At 67.6% G+C, this 23,211-nt stretch carries 20 protein-coding genes; 3 read left to right on the forward strand and 17 right to left on the reverse strand.

Features of this window, described 5'->3' with window-relative positions:
* Positions 1-71: 71 nt before the first annotated feature.
* On the forward strand, positions 72-635 hold the full coding sequence (locus tag AC3IRM_RS13340; protein WP_332079577.1) for a Dps family protein: 564 nt from the start codon (positions 72-74) through the stop codon (positions 633-635).
* Between the two features lie 289 nt (positions 636-924).
* On the opposite strand, the gene AC3IRM_RS13345 is transcribed toward AC3IRM_RS13340, so the two are convergent.
* The 11 genes from AC3IRM_RS13345 to AC3IRM_RS13395 all read right to left on the reverse strand — a co-directional run bounded on the left by AC3IRM_RS13345 (position 925) and on the right by AC3IRM_RS13395 (position 12,747).
* Positions 925-2,634 (reverse strand): BatD family protein, encoded by a 1,710-nt coding sequence (locus AC3IRM_RS13345; protein ID WP_489203573.1) that lies wholly within the window; start codon positions 2,632-2,634, stop codon positions 925-927.
* Complete coding sequence (locus AC3IRM_RS13350; RefSeq protein ID WP_489203574.1) at positions 2,631-4,382, reverse strand: tetratricopeptide repeat protein; 1,752 nt, start codon at positions 4,380-4,382, stop codon at positions 2,631-2,633. The genes AC3IRM_RS13345 and AC3IRM_RS13350 overlap by 4 nt, the downstream gene beginning before the upstream one ends.
* Positions 4,379-5,401, reverse strand: a complete 1,023-nt coding sequence (locus AC3IRM_RS13355) for a vWA domain-containing protein (RefSeq protein WP_489203575.1) — start codon at positions 5,399-5,401, stop codon at positions 4,379-4,381. Before AC3IRM_RS13355 ends, AC3IRM_RS13350 begins: the two co-directional genes overlap by 4 nt.
* Complete coding sequence (locus AC3IRM_RS13360; protein WP_489203576.1) at positions 5,398-5,862, reverse strand: DUF4381 family protein; 465 nt, start codon at positions 5,860-5,862, stop codon at positions 5,398-5,400. Before AC3IRM_RS13360 ends, AC3IRM_RS13355 begins: the two co-directional genes overlap by 4 nt.
* Entirely contained in the window at positions 5,862-6,773 is a 912-nt protein-coding gene (locus AC3IRM_RS13365; protein ID WP_489203577.1) for a DUF58 domain-containing protein, read from the reverse strand. Before AC3IRM_RS13365 ends, AC3IRM_RS13360 begins: the two co-directional genes overlap by 1 nt.
* Positions 6,770-7,762 (reverse strand): AAA family ATPase, encoded by a 993-nt coding sequence (locus AC3IRM_RS13370; RefSeq protein WP_489203578.1) that lies wholly within the window; start codon positions 7,760-7,762, stop codon positions 6,770-6,772. Before AC3IRM_RS13370 ends, AC3IRM_RS13365 begins: the two co-directional genes overlap by 4 nt.
* A gap of 150 nt (positions 7,763-7,912) precedes the next feature.
* On the reverse strand, positions 7,913-9,814 hold the full coding sequence (locus AC3IRM_RS13375) for a type IV pilus secretin PilQ (protein ID WP_489203579.1): 1,902 nt from the start codon (positions 9,812-9,814) through the stop codon (positions 7,913-7,915).
* A 14-nt stretch (positions 9,815-9,828) separates the two neighbouring features.
* Positions 9,829-10,347, reverse strand: a complete 519-nt coding sequence (locus tag AC3IRM_RS13380) for a pilus assembly protein PilP (protein ID WP_489203580.1) — start codon at positions 10,345-10,347, stop codon at positions 9,829-9,831.
* A 23-nt stretch (positions 10,348-10,370) separates the two neighbouring features.
* The gene (locus tag AC3IRM_RS13385; protein ID WP_489203581.1) at positions 10,371-11,042 is read right to left on the reverse strand and encodes a type IV pilus inner membrane component PilO; all 672 of its coding nucleotides are present in this window, start codon (positions 11,040-11,042) and stop codon (positions 10,371-10,373) included.
* Positions 11,039-11,689, reverse strand: coding sequence for a PilN domain-containing protein (locus AC3IRM_RS13390; RefSeq protein ID WP_489203582.1), 651 nt, complete (start codon positions 11,687-11,689; stop codon positions 11,039-11,041). The genes AC3IRM_RS13385 and AC3IRM_RS13390 overlap by 4 nt, the downstream gene beginning before the upstream one ends.
* Positions 11,689-12,747, reverse strand: coding sequence for a pilus assembly protein PilM (locus tag AC3IRM_RS13395; protein WP_465073482.1), 1,059 nt, complete (start codon positions 12,745-12,747; stop codon positions 11,689-11,691). The genes AC3IRM_RS13390 and AC3IRM_RS13395 overlap by 1 nt, the downstream gene beginning before the upstream one ends.
* 204 nt (positions 12,748-12,951) lie before the next feature.
* Between AC3IRM_RS13395 and AC3IRM_RS13400 the strand changes: the two genes are divergently transcribed.
* Both AC3IRM_RS13400 and AC3IRM_RS13405 read left to right on the forward strand, forming a co-directional pair.
* Positions 12,952-15,501, forward strand: coding sequence for a penicillin-binding protein 1A (locus AC3IRM_RS13400; RefSeq protein WP_489203583.1), 2,550 nt, complete (start codon positions 12,952-12,954; stop codon positions 15,499-15,501).
* 145 nt (positions 15,502-15,646) lie between these two features.
* Positions 15,647-16,279, forward strand: a complete 633-nt coding sequence (locus AC3IRM_RS13405; protein WP_489203584.1) for a hypothetical protein — start codon at positions 15,647-15,649, stop codon at positions 16,277-16,279.
* 34 nt (positions 16,280-16,313) lie between these two features.
* Here the strand turns inward: AC3IRM_RS13405 and AC3IRM_RS13410 are convergent, their stop codons facing one another.
* The 6 genes from AC3IRM_RS13410 to recG form a co-directional block, all read right to left on the reverse strand.
* On the reverse strand, positions 16,314-16,775 hold the full coding sequence (locus AC3IRM_RS13410; RefSeq protein WP_489203585.1) for a hypothetical protein: 462 nt from the start codon (positions 16,773-16,775) through the stop codon (positions 16,314-16,316).
* Between the two features lie 233 nt (positions 16,776-17,008).
* Positions 17,009-18,310 carry a citrate synthase gene (locus tag AC3IRM_RS13415; RefSeq protein ID WP_489203586.1) on the reverse strand — a complete coding sequence of 434 codons (1,302 nt, stop codon included), beginning with the start codon at positions 18,308-18,310 and terminating at the stop codon, positions 17,009-17,011.
* Positions 18,311-18,573: 263 nt separating this feature from the next.
* Positions 18,574-18,825, reverse strand: a complete 252-nt coding sequence (locus AC3IRM_RS13420) for a type B 50S ribosomal protein L31 (protein WP_232134337.1) — start codon at positions 18,823-18,825, stop codon at positions 18,574-18,576.
* 82 nt (positions 18,826-18,907) lie between these two features.
* Entirely contained in the window at positions 18,908-19,843 is a 936-nt protein-coding gene (locus AC3IRM_RS13425) for a nucleoside hydrolase (RefSeq protein WP_489203587.1), read from the reverse strand.
* Positions 19,844-20,243: 400 nt separating this feature from the next.
* A complete protein-coding gene (locus AC3IRM_RS13430; RefSeq protein ID WP_489203588.1) occupies positions 20,244-20,849 on the reverse strand; it encodes a response regulator in 606 nt (201 codons plus the stop codon).
* 242 nt (positions 20,850-21,091) lie between these two features.
* Positions 21,092-23,200, reverse strand: coding sequence for an ATP-dependent DNA helicase RecG (gene recG / locus AC3IRM_RS13435; RefSeq protein ID WP_489203589.1), 2,109 nt, complete (start codon positions 23,198-23,200; stop codon positions 21,092-21,094).
* Positions 23,201-23,211 lie beyond the last annotated feature (11 nt).

The raw sequence follows: 23,211 nt of genomic DNA on the forward strand, positions 1-23,211 counted from the left end.
CCTCAAGTCACATATCCACAACGGATGCGCGCCTATTGTGGGCGCAATCCCCTCTTCACCGGAGTCCCGTCATGGCCAAGACCAAGCCGAGCAAGTCCAAATCCTCCAAGACACCGGTCGCGCCGGCCGTCGCGTCGCCCGACGCGCAGTCGAAGGCACCGGCCATCGATATCGGGATCAGCGATGCCGATCGCAAGGCGGTCGCCCAGCATCTGTCGGTGTTCCTCGCCGACGCCTACACGCTGTATCTCAAGACCCACAACTTCCACTGGAACGTCACCGGGCCGATGTTCAACGCCCTGCACGTCATGTTCGAGGGCCAGTACACCGAACAGTGGAATGCGCTGGACGAGATCGCCGAGCGCATCCGCGCGCTGGGTTACAACGCGCCGGGTTCGTACGGCGAGTTCATCCAGCTGTCGTCGATCAAGGAAGAGCCCGGCCTGGAGAAGGCGCCGGACTGGCGCGAGATGGTGCGCCAGCTCGTCGTCGGCAACGAGGCCGTGTGCCGCAGCGCGCGCAAGGCGCTGGACGTGGCTGATGACGCCGACGACGACCCGACCGAGGATCTGCTGACGCAGCGCCTGCAGACGCATGAGAAGAACGCCTGGATGCTGCGCTCGCTGCTGCAGTAAGCATCCCGTTCCGCTTCATGGAAACGCCCGGCCTCGCCGGGCGTTTCCGTCTGTGCACGCCAGCGACGGCCAGAACATGCGCGCCCAGCACCGCGTGCCGAGCGGTTTGGTGAGCCAGGTCAACGACGCGCTGGATGACCGGGATCGTGCGCGGCCAGGCCCAGAAGGATCCCGGCCGCGAAGCCGATCGGATCTTCACGTGCAGCGATAAACGGAAATCCGCTGCAGCGTTGGAACCGGCAGTGACATCGAGACCCGGGGAAAGCGCGGAGGCTCGCAGGACGCGGGCTCACCGGCGCGGGTACAGCGGCGGCAGATCCGGGCCACGCGAAGCACGCGGCGGCGCATCGTGCCAAGACGCGCCGCCGCGGAACGCCGCGCGCAGGGCCTGACGCGCGCCGGGCAGGTCGCCCCCGGTCCAGCGGGCGCGCTGCCAGAGGTCGACGGCGGCGCGCTGTTCGGGCGCGTCGAGACGGGCCGCCAGCGTGTCGAGGTCCGCCGCAGGCGGGTCGCACAAGGCGCGCAAGGCGGCTTCCACCTCGGCCGGTTCGCCGGTCTGCAGCACATGCACCAGTCGGCGATGGACCTGACCCGCTGTGCCGGCGGATTGCACCGGGGCCGGTGCGTTAGCGGCCGCGGTCGAAGCAGGGCCGGCGCGTGCCAGGGCGATCGGCTGCTGGCGATACAACCGCCATGCCAGCCATGCCGTGGCCAGCCACAGCGCGGCGAGCAGCGCAGCGAGCGCCGGCCAATGATTCGAGCTGCCCGCATCGGACGCGGTCGACAAGGCCGGCGACGCCACTGCGTCGACGCCCGCGTGCGGCCCCGCATCGGACAGCGCTTCGCCCGCCGCGACCGTGAGCGAGACCGCAGGCGGGGCACTGGTCCGCGCGGCCGCGGCGCGCACGTCCCACCACGCGATCCGCGGGCCGGGTACCTGCAGGCCGCCCTCCGCGCGCGGTACCACCGAATAGCGCCGTGTCAGACGTACCCGCGGCCGCCCGTCCTCGAAGGTCTCGTCGTACTGCGGCGGCTCGGCGAACACCTGCGCGCCCTGCAACGGTGGCAGCGGAATTTCCGGCAACTGCGTGCCGACCGCGCCATCGAATACCGCTTCCAGCACGAATGTACTCGCCTCGCCGGCGCGGCCTTCCGTCGGCGCTTCCAGCCAGCGCGTCTGCACGGCGTACAGCGGCAGCCACGGCTGCGGGGCGTTCGCGGGCATCGCGCGCACGTCGAGCACGCTGGGCGGTCCGTTCGCCGACAGTTCGCGTGGTCCGCGGTTGAACACATCGTCGAACATGCCGCCGCCCGCGCCGCGCCCTTCGAAGCGCGCTCCGGGAATCGACAGCGTGCCGCTGCGCTCGGGCACGATCTGGAAGCGCCGCTCGACCACGCTGTAGCGGCGCCCATCGATGTCTCGGCTGTACTGCACGTCGCTGCCGATGCGCTGCATCGATGCGCCCTCGGGCGACGGTTGGTCGAGGCTGCCCGACACCAGCGGCGTCGCGTAATACAGCCGCAGCACATACCCGACCGACTGCTGGACATACGGCGACTGCACGTCGATGTCCGCTTCGATGAAGGCCGGCGCGCCGTCGCGCGCGGCAGTCACGGCAGCCGGGGCCACGCTGAGCGACAACGGCGCGGTGCGCGCGCCGCCGACCTGCAGGGCCGGCACCGTCAACACGCCTTCGCGACGCGGGCGCAAGGCCACGCCGTACAGCGAACGCGTGACGCGGCGACCGCCGGTGATCTCGACTTCGCGCCGGCTGGTGTGGCCGCTGACATCGAAGTCGCGCGCCAGCGGCGCCCAGTCCGGCGCGTCGCCGCTGCCGTCGGTCTCGACGTTGAGCGTGGTGGTCTCGCCGAACGCGATGCGATCGCGGTCGAGCCACGCACGCGTCTGCGCCTGTGCGGCGCCGACCAGGCAGGTGAGCACCAGCATCGCGACCATCCACGCTGTGGATGGCGCGCCTTTCGAACGCACAGCCTTCATCGGTCGCCTCCCGTTGCGCGACGTTCGTGTTCGAGCCGGAACTTGGCCCGCAGCAATCCACCCGGATCGTCGGGCACCCGTCGCAGCCACGCGGCGTTCGCCTGCTCGCGTTCGTCGCCGGTCTCGGCACCGGTCGCACCGGCGTCCGTGGCGTCTTCGTCGGACGGGTCCGTCCGACCTTCGAGCGCGCGCTGCATCTGTTCGCGCTGCTGTGCGTCCGCCTCGCGCTGCGCCTGCGCATCGGCAGGCGGCGGGGTGTCGGATGCCTGCGGTTCCGGATCGTCCGGCGGCGGACGCGTGTCGCCCTGCCCCTGCGCATCGCCGGGTTGACTGTCCGAAGGATCGCCGGCCTCGCCCGGTTTCGGCTGGCTGTCACCGTCGTCGCGTGGCTTCTGCGGCGCGCGCGGATCCTCCCCGTGGCCCGGGGGCGGTTTGCGATTGCGCGCGGCTTCGACGGCAGCGCGATTGGCCGCGGCATCGGCCATGCCCGGCTGCCGCGACAAGGCCTCGTCATAGGCCGCAATCGCCTCGTCGAAACGCCCCAGACGCGCCAGCGCATTGCCACGGTTATAGGCGGCGTCGGCGCCGGGCAATCCGGTCCAGGTCTTCAAGGCCTCGTCGTAGCGTTCGCCGCGATAGGCCGACGTGCCCGCGCGCATCCGGTCGTCGGCTACCTGGTCGGCGCGCTGCCAGGGTGTCGCGGCAGGCGCCTGCGCCTGCGCAGGCAGCGGCAGCAGTGCCGGCAACAGCGCAAGCACGGCGACGCAGGCGAAGCCCGAGCCACGCCGGAAGGCCAGCAGCACCAGCGCAAGCAGCGGCAGCACCAGCCAGTAGCCCTCGTCGAGCACGCGACGCACGCTTGCATCGCTGCGGACAGACGCTGCGCCTGCAATCGCATCCGGCGTCAGGACGCCGAGTGCACGCAGGTCGCCATCGTCGATCGACAGCGCTTGATATCGGCCGTCCCCGGCGACCGCAAGCGCGCGCAGCGCGACCGCATCGAGACGCGCATGCGCGAGCGCGCCATCGGCATTGCGATAGGCCGCGCCGGTCGCGGTGCCGAGTCCGAGCACCGAGACCCGATAGCCCATGCGTGCCGCGATGCCCGCTTCCGCGACCGCCGCCGCGTCCACATCGCCGGTGACCAGCAGGATGTCGCCACGCAAGGCCTGTCCCTGGCGCAGCAGACGCGTCGCATGCGCGATCGCGCGGTCGGCACGCAACCCGTCGACCGGCATGATTTCGGGCGACAAGGCATCCAGATACAGCGCCACGTTGCGTGCGTCGTCGGTCAGCGGCGCGACGGTGAACGCATCGTCGGCATATGCCACCAGCGCGACCTGTCCCGGGCCCCGCTCGGCAAGCAATTGCGCCAGCTTCGCGCGCGCCTGCAACAGCCGCGAGGGCGGCAGGTCACTGGCGGTGCTCGACGTCGACAGATCGATTGCGACGACCAGGGGCGACATGCCCTGGGTGTCGAGCGGCACCGCGACCTCGCGCCAGCCGGGGCCCGCCAGCGCCAGGATCGCCAGCAGACCGGCGATCAGCCACGCGACGAGTCCGAGCAGACCGCGGCGGTCCGGCCGCGCTTCGAGCAGATGGGCGAGCAGATGCGGATCCACCGCCTCGCGCCATGCCTCGGCGGTACGACGGCGGCGCCACCAGATCCACGCCAGCAACGGCAGGACCAGCAGTGCCCACAGCCAGGCAGGGCGCGCGAACTGCACGGCGTCGAACGGCAGACTCATGCGGCAGCCCCGGGACGCAGGCGCCGCAACGGCAGCAAGGCCAGCATAAGGAATGCGCACGCCGCTGCCAGCGGCAGCGGGTAACGCTCGATGCGCGGTCGCAGCGCAGGCCCCGGTTGCTCCACCGGCTCCAGGCGATCGATCTCGCCGTAGATGCCGGCGAGCTCGTCCGTGTCACGCGCGCGAAACGCACGGCCGCCGGTGGTGTCGGCAATGCGCTGCAGCGCGGCTTCGTCGATGGCGGGTTCGCTGCCGGGCATCTGGAAGCCGAACAGGCCGCCGGCGCCGGCATCGCTACCGAATGCGATCGTATGCACGCGGACGCCGGCATCGCGCGCCAGTTCGGCAGCCTTGTCGGGCGTCAGTGCGCCGGCGTTGCTGACGCCGTCGGTCAGCAGGATCAGCAGACGCTGACCGCGTGGCGCATCCTGCAAGCGTTTGACCGCCAGACCGACCGCGTCGCCGATCGCAGTCTCGCGCCCGACCAGCCCGACGACCGTCGCGTCGAGCTGCTGGCGCACGCTCTCGCGGTCCAGCGTCATCGGTGTCATCGCGTAGGCGCGTTGGCCGAACACGATCAGGCCGATGCGATCGCCGGCGCGGCGCTCGAGGAAATCGGCGATGACCGCCTTCGCCGCGGTGAGCCGGTCCACCGGGCGTCGCCCGACGACCATGTCTTCCTCGCTCATGCTGCCCGACAGGTCGACGGCGAGCATCAGGTCGCGCGCACTGCGCGGCGGTTGTTCGACCTCGCCCCACTGCAGCGGACGCGCGGCGGCGATGCACAGCAGACACCACGCCGCCCACAACAGCCAGGGCGTCCTGGACGCGCCGGCCGCGCTGCCGGACGTCGCCAATGCAGCCAGTCCGCGATACGGCACACGCAGCGCACTGCCGCGCTGCCGGGATGCCGGCAGAAAGCGCCGCACCAGCCAGGGCAACGGGATCGCGAGCAACCACCAGGGCCACGCGAACATCTCGCGCAGCGTCGACAGCCATGCGGGCAGCTCGCCGGTCATCGACGGCGTCCCAGCATCAGGACGACGAAGCGCGCGCGTGCGATCGCGTGCAGCGCGGCGATGTCCAGGATGTGGGCGTCACGCCGGAACGCGCCGTCCTGCAACGCGGCGCCCACGCCGGTGGTGAATGGCGCTCCGGGCAGACCGGTGTCGAGGAACGACATCCAGTCTTCGCCTTGCAGACGATCCGCATCGGGACGATGACGACGCGCCGCGCGGCGCAGCAACGACGACATCGCGGCGATCCGGCCCGCCGCATCCGGCGCCGCAGCGACCTCTGCGTCGAACAGTCGCCGCCAGCGTCGCCGCTGCCATGCGCGGAACAGACGCCAGCCCACGACGGCGCACACCAGCACCAGGAGCGCGGCCGCCAGCCACCACCAGCCGACCGCCGGTGGCCACCACGAGGGCGCGGGCGGCTGGTGGATGTCGCGCAACACGAGGTCGGGCATGGCGGCCATCAGACCATCCGTCCACGCGCGAACGCCGGGAGCCAGGCATCGCTCGGTGCTGCGCTGGAGAGCGACTCGACACCGATGCGCGCACGCCGCAGATGTTCGATGGCGTCATCGCGCGGCGCATCGAAGGTGTCGCGCCAGCGCTCGCGCTGCGTGCCGACCGACAGGTCGAGATCGACCCGTCCGTCCGCGTTCGCGAAGCCCAGGCGTCCACGCGGTGGCACGCGTTCGAGCGGATCGTCGAGCAGCACGACCAGCGCATCACAGTGCGCTCCGACCGCCGCCCAGTCACGGGCCGGCACCGTTGTGACGCTGCCGGCATCCGCCAGCACCAGCAGCCGCGAACCGGGCCGCAACAAGCGCCGCGCGTGGTCCATCGCGACACCCAGTCCGGCATCGCCGTCCGGCGGTGCCGCATACCAGCGCGTGAGCGCATGCAACACCCGCAACGCGCCGCGTGTGCCACCGGCGGGCGGCACCGGCGCCTCGATGACCGAACCACGCAAGGCCGCGATGCGATCGCCATCGGCAGCCGCCGTCCACGCGGCGATCGCGCCTGCGCGTGCGGCCTGGGTGGATTTGAAGCGCACCCGCGTGCCGAAGTAGAGCGCTGCGGCCGTGTCGGCGACGATCAACGTCAGCCGCTCGCGCTCGCGCTGGAAGGTCTTGGTGTGCGGCCGTCCGGTCCGCGCGGTCACGCGCCAGTCGATATGCCTCGCATCGTCGCCCGCCACGTAGTCGCGTGACTCCGCATATTCCATCCCCTGCCCGCGCTGCGGCGACGGCGCCAGCGCACGCGCGCCGCTGCGCGCACGACGTACCACGCCACGCTGGCGTGCGAGGGGACGCAACGCGACGAGTTCCGCCAGTGAGGGACGGACGCCTCGCGCGGCTTCCGCGTCGGCCGGATTCACGGCAGCGGCACCCGCTCGAGCAGAGCCTGCACCAGACGCTCGCCGTCCCACCCCTCGGCCGTCGCTTCATAACTCGGCAGCACCCGATGGCGGAGTACATCAGGTGCGACCGCGCGTACGTCGTCGGGCGTCACGAAATCGCGTCCGGCGAGCCATGCGGTCGCACGTGCGCACCGTTCCAGCGCGATCGAGCCACGCGGGCTGGCGCCCCAGGCGATGCGGGCCGCCAGCGCAGGGTCGTAGCGGCCCGCGTCGCGTGACGCCAATACCAGTTCGACGAGATAGCGCTCGACCGCAGGCGCCACGTGCATTGCCAAAACCGCACGGCGCGCATCGAACAGCTGTGCCAGCGGCATGCGCTCGACCGTCGTCGATACGTCGTCGAGGTGCGCCAGCGCGCGATCACGCGCGAGTTGGAGAATACGGGTCTCGGTCTCCGCCTCGGGATAGCCCACGCGCACGTGCATCAGAAACCGGTCCAGCTGCGCCTCGGGCAGTGGAAAAGTGCCTTCCTGCTCGATCGGATTCTGGGTCGCCATGACCAGGAACAGGTCCGGAAGCCGATAGGTCTGCCGACCCACCGTCACCTGCCGCTCGCCCATCGCCTCAAGAAGCGCGGACTGCACCTTTGCCGGCGCCCGGTTGATCTCGTCGGCCAGCAGCAGCGGATGGAAGATCGGGCCGGCCTGGAACTCGAAACGCCCGTCCTGCGGCCGCCAGATCTCGGTACCGGTCAGATCCGCGGGCAACAGGTCGGGCGTGAACTGCACCCGCGCGAAGTCGGCGTCCAAACGAGCCGCCAATGCCCGCACCGCTGTCGTCTTCGCCAGCCCTGGCGCGCCCTCGACGAGCAGATGTCCATCGGCCAGCAACGCCACGAGCAGCCGCTCGACCAGAGCCGACTGCCCGATGATCTCATCCGACAACGCGTCGCGCAGCGCCACGAACCGCGTATGCAGGTCGCCCGCTGTTCCTTCATCCAGATTCATCGCCATTCTCGATCAGCGGCGCCCGTCGCGCAGAGGCCAGTTTGACCGGAACCCGCGCCGGTGGTTCACAACGCCAGCCAAACCGATGTTCCCGAAACGCGAACGGGGCCCGAAGGCCCCGTCGCTCTAGCACTTTTCCAGGTCAATCGATCAATTGATCGGGCGTTGCGCCACTCGCATGACCTTGGGGGTCACGAAAATCAGGAGCTCGGCCTTTTCCCTGGATCGACCACGACTCTTGAAGAGGTTGCCGATGATGGGCAGATCGCCCAGGAAAGGCACCTTGGACAGCGAGGCGCGATCGGCGAACTCGTACACACCGCCGATCGCAACCGTCTGGCCGTCATCGATCAGCACTGCGGTTGTGACGTTGCGCTTGCTGATCAGCGGCACGGTGCCGATGCCCGGATAGTTGACCTCACCCGTCACTTCGTCCTTCTTGATGTCCATTGCCAGGAAGACACGTCCGTCGTTGGTGATCGTCGGTGTCACCTTGAGTTCGAGCAAGACATCCTTGAACTCCACCGTCGGAATGCTGTTGCTCTGTCCGCCCGTGATGGTCAGATAGCCGATTTCCTGTCCCTGGCTGATCACAGCTTCACGCTGATTGCTGGTCACGACGCGAGGATTGGAGATCACCTCTCCGCGCTGCTCGGTTTGCAACGCCTGCAGTTCGACCGCCCAGTTGATCGTATTGCCGAGAATCGTGAACGCGAGCGAGGGGCCCGATTCGATCGGAAGATCGACGTTCAGACCAAGCGGCGCAAGCGGCCCACCGTCCTCGGTCGTACCCAAAGCACCGCCGATGTTGACGCGCTGCTTGCTGGCGCTGACTCCGAACCGGGCGCCAAGGTCACGCGCAAACGATTCGTTGGCAATGACGATCCGGGCTTCGATCACGACCTGGTCAACCGGCTTATCCAGCATGTTGACGAGTCGCTTCACCTCGGCCACTCGATTCGGAATATCAATGACGAGTAGCGTATTGGTCCGACGATCGAAGCTCAGACTGCCACGCGAGGACAGGAAACCACGCTGCTGAGACGCTCCGCCCGCTGCACCGGCGCCACCGCCGCTGCCCGACCCGCTCTTGCTCTCTTCGGTCAGCAGCTTCGCGATGTCTTCCGCATTGCCGTAGCTGATCGGGATGTACTCGGTGGTCATCTCCGCGCGCTCTTCGATCGCCAGGCGCGCGTCTTCCTTGGCCTGCTCGAACGCGGCGATCTCGCTCTGAGGCGCAACCCAGACCACATTGCCGCTGCGGCGCTTGTCCAAGGATTTGGCCTGCAGGACGATGTCCAGGGCCTGGTCCCACGGCACGTTCTGCAGGCGCAGGGTCACGTTGCCGGTCACGCTGTCGCTGGCGACGATGTTGAGGTTCGATTCGTCGGCGATCAGCTGCAGTACCGTGCGCACCGGCACGTCCTGGAAGTTGAACGTCACGGGCGCACCGCTGTAGGCGCGGACTTCCGACACGGTGGCCGAAGCAGCCTGGCCCATCGTCGCGGCCGTCGTCGCTGCGCCCACTGCACGCTCGGAGCCTGGGGCAGCTGTGCGCGGGATGATCTCGACGATGTAGTCGCGACCGCTCTGATAGGCCATCGGCTCGAAATCGCCGCGGGCACTGAGAACCACCTGCGAACCTTCCGCACCCTGACGGGCATCGATACGCTGCACCGGCGTCGCAAAATCCGTCACGTTGAGCGGACGCTGCAACGAGGCCGGCAGTGTTGCGCTGCCGAGGTTGATGACGACGTTGCCCCCCTGTGTGCGCAGATCGGGCGCGGCGCCATCGCCATCGAAACGCAGCACCAGCTTGCCGGACCCGCCGTCACCGCGCCGGAAGTCGATATCCGTCACAGCAACTGCGCCAGCCGGCTGTACGCCGGAGACGGATGCCTGCAACAGCGGCAGCATCGACGCATGCGTCGGTGCCTGCGCTGCGTGGGCGCCGCTGAACGTCGCCACCAGTCCTATGGCAAGACCGAGCGCGCCGGCACGCACCGTTTTCATCCGGCCCGACTGCAGGCTCCCCGCATTGCTCACGGTCATGTTGCTTCCCCTCATCATTGTTCGTTCAGCGCGAGCGAAGCCGGACGTTCCAACCAGCCGCCGGCGCCATCGGGCACGAGCTCGACGAGCTCGATGCGATTTTCATTGACCGAAGTGACGCGGCCATCGTTCTGTCCCAGGTAGTTACCCGGGGTAATGCGGTAGGTCACCTTGTCCGGCGCGAGCACCAGCCCGACGATGCGTCCGCCGGTGCCGATCGTCCCCACCATCGACATGCTGTCGAGCGGATATTGCTCGGTGATCTCTTTGCGACGATTCGAATCCGGTCGCGGACCGCTGCCGCCGCTGTCATCGGTAAAGGCATTGCTGAAGGGATCGCGGATGCCCTGGGCGGAGTATTCGAAGGTCTCGAACTGCTGCATCACCGGCAGCGGCTCGAGCGCGGGCGCAGGTCGCTGCTTGACCTCTTCTGCCCACACTTCGAGGTTGGGGGCATCCCCAGGCTCGCTGGTCACTCCTCGGCCGCAACCGGCAACCACCAGTGCCATGGCCAGCAGCGTGAAACCGCGCATGACTGTACCCGTCTGTACGACCATCACGGCGTGCCCTCCGTCGCCTGCGCGTCCTGGACCTGGGCCGCGGTCTCATCCTCGTCGAGATAGCGATAGGTCTTCACGGTGCCCGAAAGCTCGAGACTGGAGTTGGGTCCGATGGCCGCCAGCCCGTCGGCGGCTCCAGCGCGGGGCTTCAGCGAGATGTCGTGCATCGTCATGATCACCACGCGCGGCAACGATGCCACTCCACTCACGAACGCGCCGAACTGGTGGTAGGTGCCTACCATGCGCAGCGCGATCGGTTGCTCGGCGTAGAACTCGCGCGGCACTTCCTCTCCCGGCTTGAAGAGATCGTTCTGGATCCCCGTCGCGATCGCGGTCTGCGAGATGTCGACGATCAGGTCGGGCATCTCGGTCTTGCTCGGCAGCTGACGCAACATCTGCTGCAACTGCTGCTCCATCTGCGCCAGCTGCTGCTTGAGCGGCTCGAGATTCGCGGCCTTCCCCTGCTTGGTCTCGAAGTCCGCGCGCAGCGTCGCCTCCTGCGATTCCAGCCCCGTCAGCTCGTCGCCCTTCTCGCGGGTGATGACGTACCACAGCAGGAAAAAGATCAGCAGCCCCACCAGGATGCAAGCGCCGATCTTGTATTCGCGCGGCCACGAACCGGTGTTGTTGATGTCCAGCTCGCGGAGCGACACCTTCTTCTTGCTCACGACGCGGCTCCTTCTGCAGTGGGTGCGGCGACCGGCACCGTCTCCGGCACGGCATCGACCGGCGCAGACGGATCGGCGGCCTCTGCTGCCGCGGCTTCCTTGGCGGCCGGCGTCGACAGCTGCACACTCAAAGTGAAGGCATACGGCAGGCCCGGCACACCGTCCTGCGCTTCGATCACCGAAAGCTGCGGGCTGGTCATCCAGCCGGAGCCATCGAGCGAACGCATGTAGGTGCTCACGCGCGCATTGGATTGCGAGCGCCCTTCAAGCGTCAGCGTCTGACCTTCCTGCTTGAGCGAGGTGAGCAGCACACCGTCGGGAATCGTCCGCACGAGCTGGTCGAACAGGTGGACCATCTGCGAGCGGTTGCCCTGCAGTTCCTCGATCACAGCCTTGCGGGCCAGCAGGCGCGCGCGCTGCGACTCCAGTGCGTCGATCTCGGTGATCTGCGTGTCCACGGCGGCAATCTGCTGCTGCAGAAAAGCATTGCGTTCGTTCTGGCCGTCGATCTGCGCGTTGTAGTACATGTTCACAAGAAACCACAGCGCCACGCCGGCCGCCGCGGCGATGCCGACCATCACGCCGAATTCCTTCTGCCGCTGCTTGCGCCGCTCGGCGCGCCACGGAAGGAGATTGATCCTGGACATCAGTCGAAGCTCCTCAGCGCGAGGCCGCAGGCAATCATCAGTGCGGGGGCGTCCTGGGCGAGCGCATGTGCCTGCACGCGTGGTCCGAGCGTCATCTGCGCCAGCGGATTGGCGAGCACCGTCTGCACGCCCAATTGCTCTTCGACCATGTCGGCCACGCCGGGGATCGACGCGCAACCGCCGGCCAGCACCACCTGGTCGACGCGGTTGAAATCGCTACCTGCGTAGAAGAACTGCAGCAGTCGACTGACCTGCTGGACCATGGCTTCCTTGAAGGGCTCGAGCACTTCGACCTCATAGCTCTCGGGCAGACCACCCTGGCGCTTCGCCAAACCGGCCTCTTCGTAGCTCAGTCCGTAGCGCCGCATGACTTCGTCGGTGAGCTGCTTGCCACCGAACACCTGCTCTCGCGAATACAGACTGCGCCCGTTACGGAGCACGTTGAGCGTGGTCATGGTCGCGCCGACATCGACCAGCGCGACCACGCCGTCGACCGGCATGCTCAACGTGCCGGCGATCATCGCGAACGCGTTCTCGACCGCGAAGGCCTCTACATCGATCACCTTGGCGGTCAGGCCACCCAGCTCGAGTGCGGAGGCGCGCAGTTCGACGTTCTCCGAACGCGAGGCCGCGAGCAGCACCTGCACCATCTCGGCATTGCCCGGCATCGGCCCGAGTACCTCGAAGTCGAGGTTCACTTCCTCGATCGGATACGGGATGTAGTTGACCGCCTCGAGTTCAACCTGCGATTCCAGGTCGTCCTCGTCAAGGTCGGCCGGCATCGGGATCGTCTTGGTGATCACCGCTGAGCCGGCAACCGCGGCCGATGCGTGCTTGGCCTTGGTGCCCGAGCGCGACACCGCACGGCGAATCGCTTCGCCAACGGCCTCGACCTCGACGATGTTCTTCTCGACCACCGCGTTGGGCGGCAACGGCTCGACCGCGTAGTGTTCCACGCGGTAGCGATTGCCCTGGCGCGACAGCTGCAACAGCTTGACCGCAGTCGAGCTGATGTCGACGCCGATGACCGGCACCTGACTTTTTGTGATGAGCCCCACGGAATATCCCCTTTGCCACGGGCGTTTAGCCACGCCTCGTGTCCCGGCGCATTAAATAGCGGACTTTCCGGGTATTGGCAACACGCGTCGTCGATTCCGGGAAGCTGAACCGCCGACGGACGTAGCCGGCACCCTCGGCCTGCAAGCTGCGTTCCACACGGACGCACCGGCGCCTCGTGGACACCTCCCCTATACTTTGCCGCCATGAGCCCAGCCCCCACTTCGACGCCCAAGCCCCGCCCGTCCCGCCTTCGCCGCCTGCTGCGCTGGACCTTCGTCCTCGCCCTTGCGCTCGGCATTCTCGGTGCGATCACCGGCGGCATCCTGTACGCGGCAGTGGCATCCAAACTGCCCGACGTCGATTCGCTACGCGACATCGAAATGCAGGAGCCGATGTATGTCTATGCGCGGGACGGCCGGCTGATTGCCCTGTTCGGCGAGACGCGCCGATACCCGGTCGACATCGAAGACGTGCCCGACCGTCTGAAGCAGGCGTTCCTCGCAACCGAGGACGCGCGCTTCTACGAACATGGCGGCATCGACTACCGTGGCGTTGCACGCGCGTTGTGGCTGCTGGCTACGACCAGCGACCGCCGCGTGCCCGGTGGCTCGACCATCACCCAGCAGGTCGCACGCCAGTTCTTCCTGAGCTCGGAATACAGCTTCACGCGAAAGTTCGCCGAGATGCTGCTCGCACGGAAGATGGAGCAGAACCTGACGAAGGACGAGATCTTCGAGCTCTACCTCAACAAGAGCTTCTTCGGCAATCGCGCCTATGGCGTGGCCGCGGCGGCCGAGTTCTATTACGGCAAGTCGCTGGCCGAGCTCGACCTTGACGAGATGGCCTCGCTTGCGGCAATCCCGAAGTTCCCGTCGAGCGGCAACCCGCTCAGCAACCCGGAGCGCGCGAAAGAGCGTCGCGACGTTTATGTGCTCGCACGCATGCAGGAACTGGGCTTCATCAGCGCGCAGGAAGCCTCTGCCGCCCGCGCGGTCGAGATGCATGCGAGTCCGCACGAACGTCCGATCGAGGTCTTCGCGCCATACGTGGCGGAAATGGTGCGGCTGGAGATGATCGCCCGCTACGGTGGCGATGTCCTGACGCGCGGTTACCACGTCACCACGACGATCGACCCCACGCTGCAGGCGGGCGCCGAGTTGGCGGTCCGCAGCGGGCTGACCACCTACGACCGTCGCCATGGCTGGGTGAAGCCGGCAGACACCTTCGAGCTGGCGGCCGGCGAAGACACCGCAACCACGGCGCGCCGGCTGCGCGGCATCCCTCCGCAGGGCGGCATGTTGCCGGCCATCGTCGTCCGCAGCGGTGAAGGCACCGCCGATGTCGTACTCGCCGATGGCAGCGCTGTGACGCTCGACGCCGCGGCCAGCCGCTGGACCGGCAAGAATCCGGCCGCGCTGCTCACGCGCGGTGATCTGACCCGCGTGCGTCGCGTCGAGACCGCCGCCAAGGCGCCCGCGGACAGCGCGCCGGACGCTTTGCCGCCCCCGGTCATCACGTGGCAGCTCGAACAGTTGCCGCGCGCGCAGGCGACGCTGGTCTCGATGGAGCCCGATGATGGAGCCGTGCGCGCACTGATCGGTGGTTTCAGCTTCGCGGGCAGCAACTTCAACCGCGCCACGCAGTCGCGTCGTCAGCCGGGTTCGAGCTTCAAGCCCTTCATCTTCGCAGCTTCGTTCGAGAAGGGTTTCAATCCAGCGTCGATCGTGCTCGACGCGCCGGTGCTGTTCCGCATGCGCCGCGGACAGGACTGGCGCCCGCAGAATTCGGACGGACGCTTCGTCGGTCCGATGCGGCTGCGCGAGGCGCTGGTGCAGTCGCGCAACCTGGTGGCGGTGCGCCTGCTCGATGCGATCGGCGTCGATTACGCGCGCCGCTACATCAGTCATTTCGGATTCGAGGAATCGCAACTGCCACCGAATCTGTCGATCTCGCTCGGCACACCGTCGCTGACACCGCTCGACGTAACGCGCGGCTACGCGGTGTTTTCAAACGGCGGCTTCCGCGTGACGCCGTGGTTCATTGACGAGGTCCGTGACCGCGAGGGCACGCTCGTGTTCAAGGAGAACCCGGCCCGCGCGTGCCGCGGTTGCGATGCCGGCGGTGCGCCAGGACAGCCGTCGACGCCCGGGCATGTCGTGGACGGTTTCAATCTCGGCCCGGCCGCGGAACCGCGTGAGGTCACGGCCGCCCCGGCCGAGGCGCCGCCACCGCCCGAGCCGCGCGCGGATGGCGCAGCGCCGGTGATGGCGCCGCGCGCAATCGACGAGCGCGTGGCCTATCAGATGGTCTCGATGATGCGGGACGTCGTGCGTCGGGGCACCGGCACTGCCGCGCGGGCGCTCGAACGCGAGGACGTCGGCGGCAAGACCGGTTCGACCAACGACCATCGCGACGCCTGGTTCTCCGGGTTCGGCGGCAATCTGGTGACCTCGGTCTGGGTCGGGCGCGACGACAACCGCTCGCTCGGCTTCCGCGAATACGGCGGACGCGCTGCCCTGCCCATCTGGATCGATTTCATGCGCGTCGCGCTCGACGGTGTACCCGAAGCCACCAATGAACCGCCGGAAGGCATGGTCCGGGTTGCAGTCACGGCAGGCGGACGCCTGCTGCCCAGCGCATCGGAAGGCGGCATCATCGAATACGTCAAGGCCGAAGATCTGGACCGCATGGAGTCCGAGATCGATCTGCGGATCGACGACGTACCGGCAGAGGAAGCGTTTGACATCTTCTGAGGCAACCCGCACGTGGGCCGACGCGCCATGCGCCGTCGGCCTTGATCCGGAATCATCCGACAGCTGAAGCGCGTCGCGCGATGTCTTGACCCGTCACGACGCGGGCGTACAGTCGAGTGCAGGTGATCGAGCACAGGGGACGCGCATGCATCGCGCACGTCAGCACGCGGCAACACAGACCCGCGAACGCCGCCATCGCCTTGCGCACGAGGCCGCCCGGCTCATGGCCGAAGGCGGAATACGCGACTTCCATGCCGCCAAGCTCAAGGCTGCGAGCCGGCTCGGCATCCACGACGACGCGTCGCTGCCACGCAATCGGGAGATCGAGGATGCACTGCGCGAATACCAGCGGTTGTTCGTGGGCGCGCGCCAGACCGACGCCGTGCGCCAACGCCGAGACGCGGCATTGCGCGCTATGGGCTTTTTCGAGCGGTTCTCCCCGCGACTCGTCGGCCCCGTACTTGAAGGAACCGCGGATGCGCATTCCGCGGTGACGCTGCATGTGCATACCGACGATACGGGCGGCCTTGCCCGTTTTCTCGACGATCACGGCATTCCGGCCGAGAGCCGGATGCGCCGGTTGCGACTGGACCGCCAACGGATGGGTGATTTCGACGTGTGGGTATTCTCGGCCGAAGACCTGACGTTTGATCTGACTGTGTTGCCGGAGGCGAGCCTGCGGCAGGCGCCGCTGTCGATCATGGACGACAAACCGATGCGCCGAGCGTCGCGATCACAACTCGAACAGCTGATCGCACTGGAGCACGAAGCCGATTGAGCGTGGCGGGCCATCATTGCGATGGCACACGCACTCATTCCATGACGATCTGTGCGCCCTGCCCCGTACCGAATACCCGCGCACGGGCACCGACCTGCAGGCCGTCCGCGCTTGCGGCGCGGATCGCCGACTCGCTGCCGTCGTCGAACCGGATCATCACCATGTAGGCGGTCACGGTCTGACCGCCTGTCGCCGGTGCCGTCGTGGCACCCTCCACGACGTCGCGGGCGGCGCCACTGGCGACTTCATAGGCTTCGTAGGAATACTCGCCGGTGACCCGGGACGCTGCACGCCCGGCCATCCGACCCAGTGCGCGGCCGAAGGCGCCGCCGGTCTGGGACGGCTTCGCCTGCTGCTGGGCGGATGCCGCGACCTGCATCGGACTGATACCCGTGATCAGACCGCTCCGGAACGACATCTCCTGTGCAGCCACGTGTGCACCCGCAAGCACGGCTGCGCAGGTCAGCAGCGCCGCCAACATCCATCGCATCTTCATCCGACTTCCCCTTCGCGTGAGTCAAGCGCCGGGCGGCCCGTGAGGCACGGGACGCGGAGGGGCGCGTGTCGGGGCAGTCTGCGGAAGCTGCGCAGAATCGACAGCCGGGAAGCGCCCGCAGCGAACGTCGGGAATCTCCGACAAGCGCTGGCGAATTCCGGAAACGACAAGGGCGGCCCGAAGACCGCCCTGTCGTGGGTTGCCGGGTCGGAGGACCCGGCGTGCCGGATGAATCAGCGCTGCTCGGCGCCCTTGTAATCACGCACGTCGTAGCCGGTGTAGATCTGGCGCGGACGGCCGATCTTGGCTTCCGGATCGACCTGCTGCTCGAGCCAGTGCGCAACCCAGCCGGCGGTGCGGCCGATCGCGAACATGACGGTGAACATCTCGGTCGGGATGTTGAGCGCCTTGTAGATGATGCCGCTGTAGAAATCGACGTTCGGGTAGAGCTTGCGCTCGACGAAGTAGTCGTCCTTCAGCGCCGCCTCTTCGAGCTTCATCGCGACATCGAGCAACGGATCGTTGATGCCCAGCTCGCCGAGCACCTTGTGGGTCATCTCGCGGATGATCTTCGCGCGCGGGTCGAAGTTCTTGTAGACGCGATGGCCGAAGCCCATCAGACGGAACGGGTCGTTCTTGTCCTTCGCGCGCAACACCGCCTTCTCGACGTTGTCGGCCGTGCCGATTTCGGCCAGCTGCTTGAGCACCGCCTCGTTGGCGCCGCCATGCGCGGGGCCCCACAGCGCGGTGATACCGGCGGCGACGGACGCGTACGGATTCGCGCCGGTCGAACCGACCAGACGCACGGTCGACGTCGACGCGTTCTGCTCGTGATCGGCGTGCAGGATGAACAGCAGGTCCATCGCCTTGGCGACGACCGGGTTGAGCTCCAGTGGCTCGCTCGGCACTTCGAACATCATGTGCAGGAAGCGGTCGACGTAGTTCAGGCTGTTGCGCGGGTAGCGGATCGGCTGGCCGATCGAGTAGCGGTACGCGGCGGCGGCCAGCGTCGGCACCTTGGCGATCAGGCGGATCGCGGCGAGGCGGCGCTGCTCGGGATCCTGCAGATCAAGGGTGTCGTGGTAGAACGCCGACATCGACGCGACCGACGCGGCGAGCATCGCCATCGGGTGCGCATCATGACGGAAACCCTGCAGGAAGCTCTTCAGCGACTCGTGCATCATCGTGTGATGCGTGACTTCGTGTTCGAACTTCGCGAATTCGTCGGCGGTCGGCAGTTCGCCGGCCTGCAGCAGATACGCGACTTCGAGGAAGCTCGATTTCTCGGCCAGTTGGTCGATCGGGTAGCCGCGGTACAGCAGCACGCCTTCGTCGCCGTCGATGTAGGTGATCGCGGACTTGCAGCTGGCGGTGGCGGTGAAGCCTGAGTCGTAGGTGAAGCAGCCGGTTTCCTTGGGCAGCTTCGAGATGTCGATGCAGGGATTGCCGAGCGTGCCGTGCAGAACGGGCAGCGTCACCGTTTTGCCGGCGGCATCGAGCGTGACCTGGTCGAGCTTGGCGTTGGATTCAGACACTCTGGAGGCTCCTCATTTCTCCGGACGGCGACGCCATCCGGCCTGGCGGGCGGCGCATGCCGCAACGCGTCAATTATCGCATAGCGACTCCATGCGCGCCGGTATGCATGCATTGCACGAAGGTCGAAGATGGCGAAGCTCGCCGCGACATGACTGCGGCGGCGACAAGCGGAGAGCCGGAATGCAGACGGCCGCCCAAGGGCGGCCGCTGAGTCGTCGGAAGGTGCCCGCCGCTTTCGCAGCACGCACCGCTCCACACGCGCTTACTTGGCGTAGCGCCTGCGGAACTTGTCGACGCGACCGCTGGTGTCGATGATCTTGTTCTGGCCGGTATAGAACGGATGCGTGGCCGAAGAGACTTCGATCTTGATCAGCGGGTATTCGTTACCGTCCTCCCACTGGATCTTTTCCTTCGCCGTGGCGGCGAGGGTCGAGCGTGTCAGGAACTTGAAACCGTCGGACGTGACGTCCTGGAAGACGACTTCGCGGTATTCGGGATGGATGTCGGCCTTCATGGCGGCACCAAAGTTGCGCAAGGGAAGAGCGGCATTTTAACCATCGACCGGACCCCGGCGCAAGTCGCCGGTCGATCCATGGTCAACCGGCCAGCACACGACGGATCCGGGCGTGAAATCTTCCGGTGTCGTAGCGCATCAGGATGCGGGCGTTGTCGGGGCGGCCGAGCTGGCGGTTCCAGTCCACGATCGTCGTGCCCCGGGCCGGGCCATGGTCGAGCACCACGTCGAGCGGACGCTCGACGACCTCCAGCGCCGCGCCAGGCTCAAGCACCCAGGCCATCGCCAGTGCATCGGCCGAATGCCAGTCGTCACCGCGACGGTCCGCAGACCACTCGCGGGTTTTGCGCGAGATGGCCTCGTAGAACCGGCCGATCTCGCCGCCCGTCTGCATCCAGCCGAGGACCGCATCGTGCGGCAGGCCATGGGCGACGGTGGCCTTCCAGTCGGAGAGGTCGAACACCGGGAACGCATCGAACACGATCTTCGCGGCCTCGGGATCGAAGTAGGCGTTGAACTCAGCGCTCGGCGTGATGTTGCCATGGCCGGTCACCGCACCCGACATCGCCACGAAACGCGCGACGCGCGATGGCAGTGTCGGGTCGAGCTTGAGCGCCAGCGCGACATTGGTCAGCGGCCCCAGCGCAACCAGTACCAGGCGCCCTGCGTGGAGATGGGAAAGGCGCAGGATCGCCAGCGCGGCATGCTCGCCCTGGGCGCCGCGCAACGCCGGCGTGTAGCCGATGTCGCCGAACCCGTCATTGCCATGCACGTAGGCGGCATCGGGAGCGGCGTGAAGCAACGGCGACGGGCTGCCCGCGAATACGGGCACATGGCTGTGGCCGGCCACTTCGCACAACTTCAGCGCATTGGCGACGGTGTGGTCGAGGCCAACGTTACCGGCGGCGATGGTCAGGCCGACGATGTCGTGCGCGTCGTCGCCGAAAGCCAGCAGCAGTGCCAGGGCGTCGTCGACGCCAGGATCGGTATCGATCAGGAGGGGAATTTTATCGGTCATGCCGCATTATCACCCGACCCACCTACAGCGACGTGGAGCCCGCGGGCCTTCCGGCCTCCTGTGCGGTATGCAGTGACGCTGTGCAATGCGAGTCTCGCGACTTCGGCCAGGCCACGTCCCCGGCATCGGATACCGGCACTGACCCGGCTGCAACGGACGGCCGCAGCGGCTCCGGGCGGGCAGACTGAACACTGTCGGCCCAGAGCCGGCCACATCAGCCCGACTCGCCCGCCCATGCGCAGAGGATGCTTTTCCGCCAGCACGCGCGTCCAACGCTCGTGCACTCGATAGCCAGGCGGGTCACCGTGCACGACAGCGCGGGCTCCCGCTTCCGTCGACCGCGTTTCGGTGCGTCTTCCCACCCCCGCGCCATCTCCAGGCGAAAACCAATCGCGGATTGTCAGGGCGTCAACCCGTGGTCGCGCGCATAGGCATACAGCTGGCTGTGGTTGTCGACGCCCAGCTTGTGCATGGCGTCGTTCTTCTGGCGACTGATGGTCTTGACGCTGCGCGAGAGGCGTACTGCGATCTCGCTGACGGTCAGTCCACCCACAAACAGGCGCACGACCTCGGCTTCATGCGGCGAAATACGCTTCTGCGGCCCATCGACGCCGCCGGCGCGGTCGAGCGCGGCGCGTACCGCGTGACAGAAATGGATCCGTCCTTTCGCGACATTCCGGATCGCAACGAGCAGTTCGCTGCGTGCGGAACTCTTGTCCACCAGCGCGCGGACCCCGGCGTCCACCATTGCCCGCAGCATCGCAGCGTTGTCCAGATCGGTCAGCACAATGATCGGCAGAACGGGGAACTGTCGCCGGAGCGTCAGCAGGAGCGGCAACCCATCGCAGTCGCGGCGCTGCGGACCGCGCATGGAGAAGTCGGTGACCAGCAGATCGCCGGGGCGGGACGCATCGAGCAGCTTGAGAAGTGCCGCACCATTGGCCGCCTCCCCTGCGACCTCGAGCGATCCCTCCGCGCGCTCGATCTCCGCACGGACGCCCGCCAACGTAAACGGGTGGTCGTCCGCGATGAAGATGCCGTGGTGCGTCCATCATCCCTCCCTGGGTGACGTGGCTGGATCGCGCTCCAGCCATGCGTAAGTCTCAGAATTACCCAGAAATCTGTATATGAATGCGCCTGAGAAATGCGGCATCTGTCCCGACGGTCAGGAAACCCCGCACGGTAATTCGTCGACATGATGAACCGACGAAACGACTCCAGGTCCGCCTGCAGCGAGCACGGGCAGAGTCATGCGGCCGCATAACGCGTTGCGCCGCCGATCCAGCGGGCGACCACACGCTCTGCAACATCGGGCGCGTGAACCAGCAAGGCCTCTGCAATGCGATGGATGTCCGGCAGCAAGTCGGCATCGCGTGCCAGGTCCGCCAGCCTGAACTCGGCGAGGCCGGTCTGGCGCGTGCCGAGCAGCTCGCCCGGGCCCCGCAGCGCCAGATCTTTTTCAGCGATGACGAAACCATCGCTGGTGGTGCGCATCGTCTCCAGGCGCTCGCGCGCCATCCGTGACAGGGGTGCCTGATAGAGCAGTACGCAACTCGATGCGGCGCTGCCACGCCCCACGCGACCACGTAGCTGGTGCAACTGCGCAAGACCCAAGCGCTCCGCGTTCTCGATCACCATCAACGAGGCATTGGGCACATCGACCCCGACCTCGATGACGGTCGTCGCCACCAGCAGATCGATGTCGCCCTGCTTGAACGCGCGCATCGCGTCCTGCTTGGCCGTGGGCTTCAATCGCCCGTGCACAAGCGCCACCCGCAACTCCGGCAGCGCGCTCGACAGCAACTCGAAGGTGGTCTGCGCGGCCTGCGCGACGACTTCGTCCGAATCGTCGATCAGCGTGCATACCCAATAGGCCTGACGGCCGTCGGCGCAGGCGTGGCGGATCCGCTCGACCAGTGCCGGTCGTCGCTCGCTGCTGAGCACGACCGTCTGCACCGGCGTACGACCGGGCGGCAGTTCGTCGATCGCCGATACATCGAGATCGGCATAGGCAGACATCGCCAGGGTGCGGGGGATCGGTGTCGCGGTCATCACCAGTTGGTGCGGCACGCGGTCGCCGCCCGCGCCTTTGTCGCGCAGCGCCAGGCGCTGGTGCACACCGAAGCGGTGTTGCTCGTCGATGATCGCGAGCGCCAGATCATGGAAGGCGACGCTCGTCTGCATCAGCGCGTGCGTGCCGACCACCAGCGGCGCCGCGCCCGATGCGATGTCCGACAGCACTGCCGCCCGCGCACGGCCGGTGACCTTGCCGGCAAGCCAGGCGACGCGTACGCCGAGCGGCTCGAACCAGGCGCGCAGGTTCTGCGCATGTTGCTCGGCCAGCAGTTCGGTCGGGGCCATCAGTGCGGCCTGCTGGCCAGCGTCGATCGCGGTTGCGGCGGCGAGCGCCGCCACCACTGTCTTGCCGCTGCCGACATCGCCCTGTACCAGCCGCAGCATCGGCCTGCGTCGTGCGAGATCGGCCAGCAGTTCACGGAGCACGCGCGACTGCGCGCCAGTCAATGCGAACGGCAGCGAGGCCTGGAGCGCGGCCGCGATCGGACCTGGCCGCAGAGGCGGCGCGCGGTGCGCCTGGAGCGCGATGCGCTGTCGTCGCAGGCTGAGGTGGTGGGCCAGCATCTCCTCCAGCACCAGCCGCCGCTGCGCCGGATGGCGGCCTGATGCCAGCATCGCGATATCCGCATCGTGAGGTGGCCGATGGACGTAGAGCAGCGCGTCGCGCAAGGTCGGCATCCCCAGCGCGGCGAGCGCATCGCCCGGCAACAGTTCGAGCGCGTCGTCGCCGGGCAGACGGTCGAGCGCCTGTCCGACCAGTCGACGCAGAACCTGCGGACCCACGCCGTCGATCGCGGGATAGACCGGATCCAGGCGATCGTCGAGCACGGTCAGCGCATCGTCGTCGAGCACGCGATAACTCGGGTGCACGATCTCCAGGCCGTGTTGTCCGGGCCGCGGCGTCCCGAAGCAGCACAGGCGCGTGCCCACGGCGAGCTGCGCGACCTGCGCAGCGCGGAAATGGAAGAAGCGCAGCACCAGCGTGCCGCCGGAGTCGTCGCCGATCGCCACACGCAGCATCGGCCGGCGCCGGAAGCCCTTCTCGATCGCCTCGACCGTGCCCTCGACCTGCGCCGGCACGCCGCCGCGCAGGTGGCGGATCGGCGTGAGGTGCGTACGGTCCTCATATTGCCGCGGCAGATGCAACCAGAGGTCACCGATCGTCGCCAGGCCGCGCGCGACAAGCTTGTCAGCGACCTTCGGCCCGACGCCCGACAACACGGACACCGGCGTCTGGCCTGCGTCGGCGAGCGTCGGCGCGTGCGTGGCTGACCGGCTCATGCGGGACCGGT

It is taken from the genome of Luteimonas sp. KH_071 (assembly GCF_057838005.1).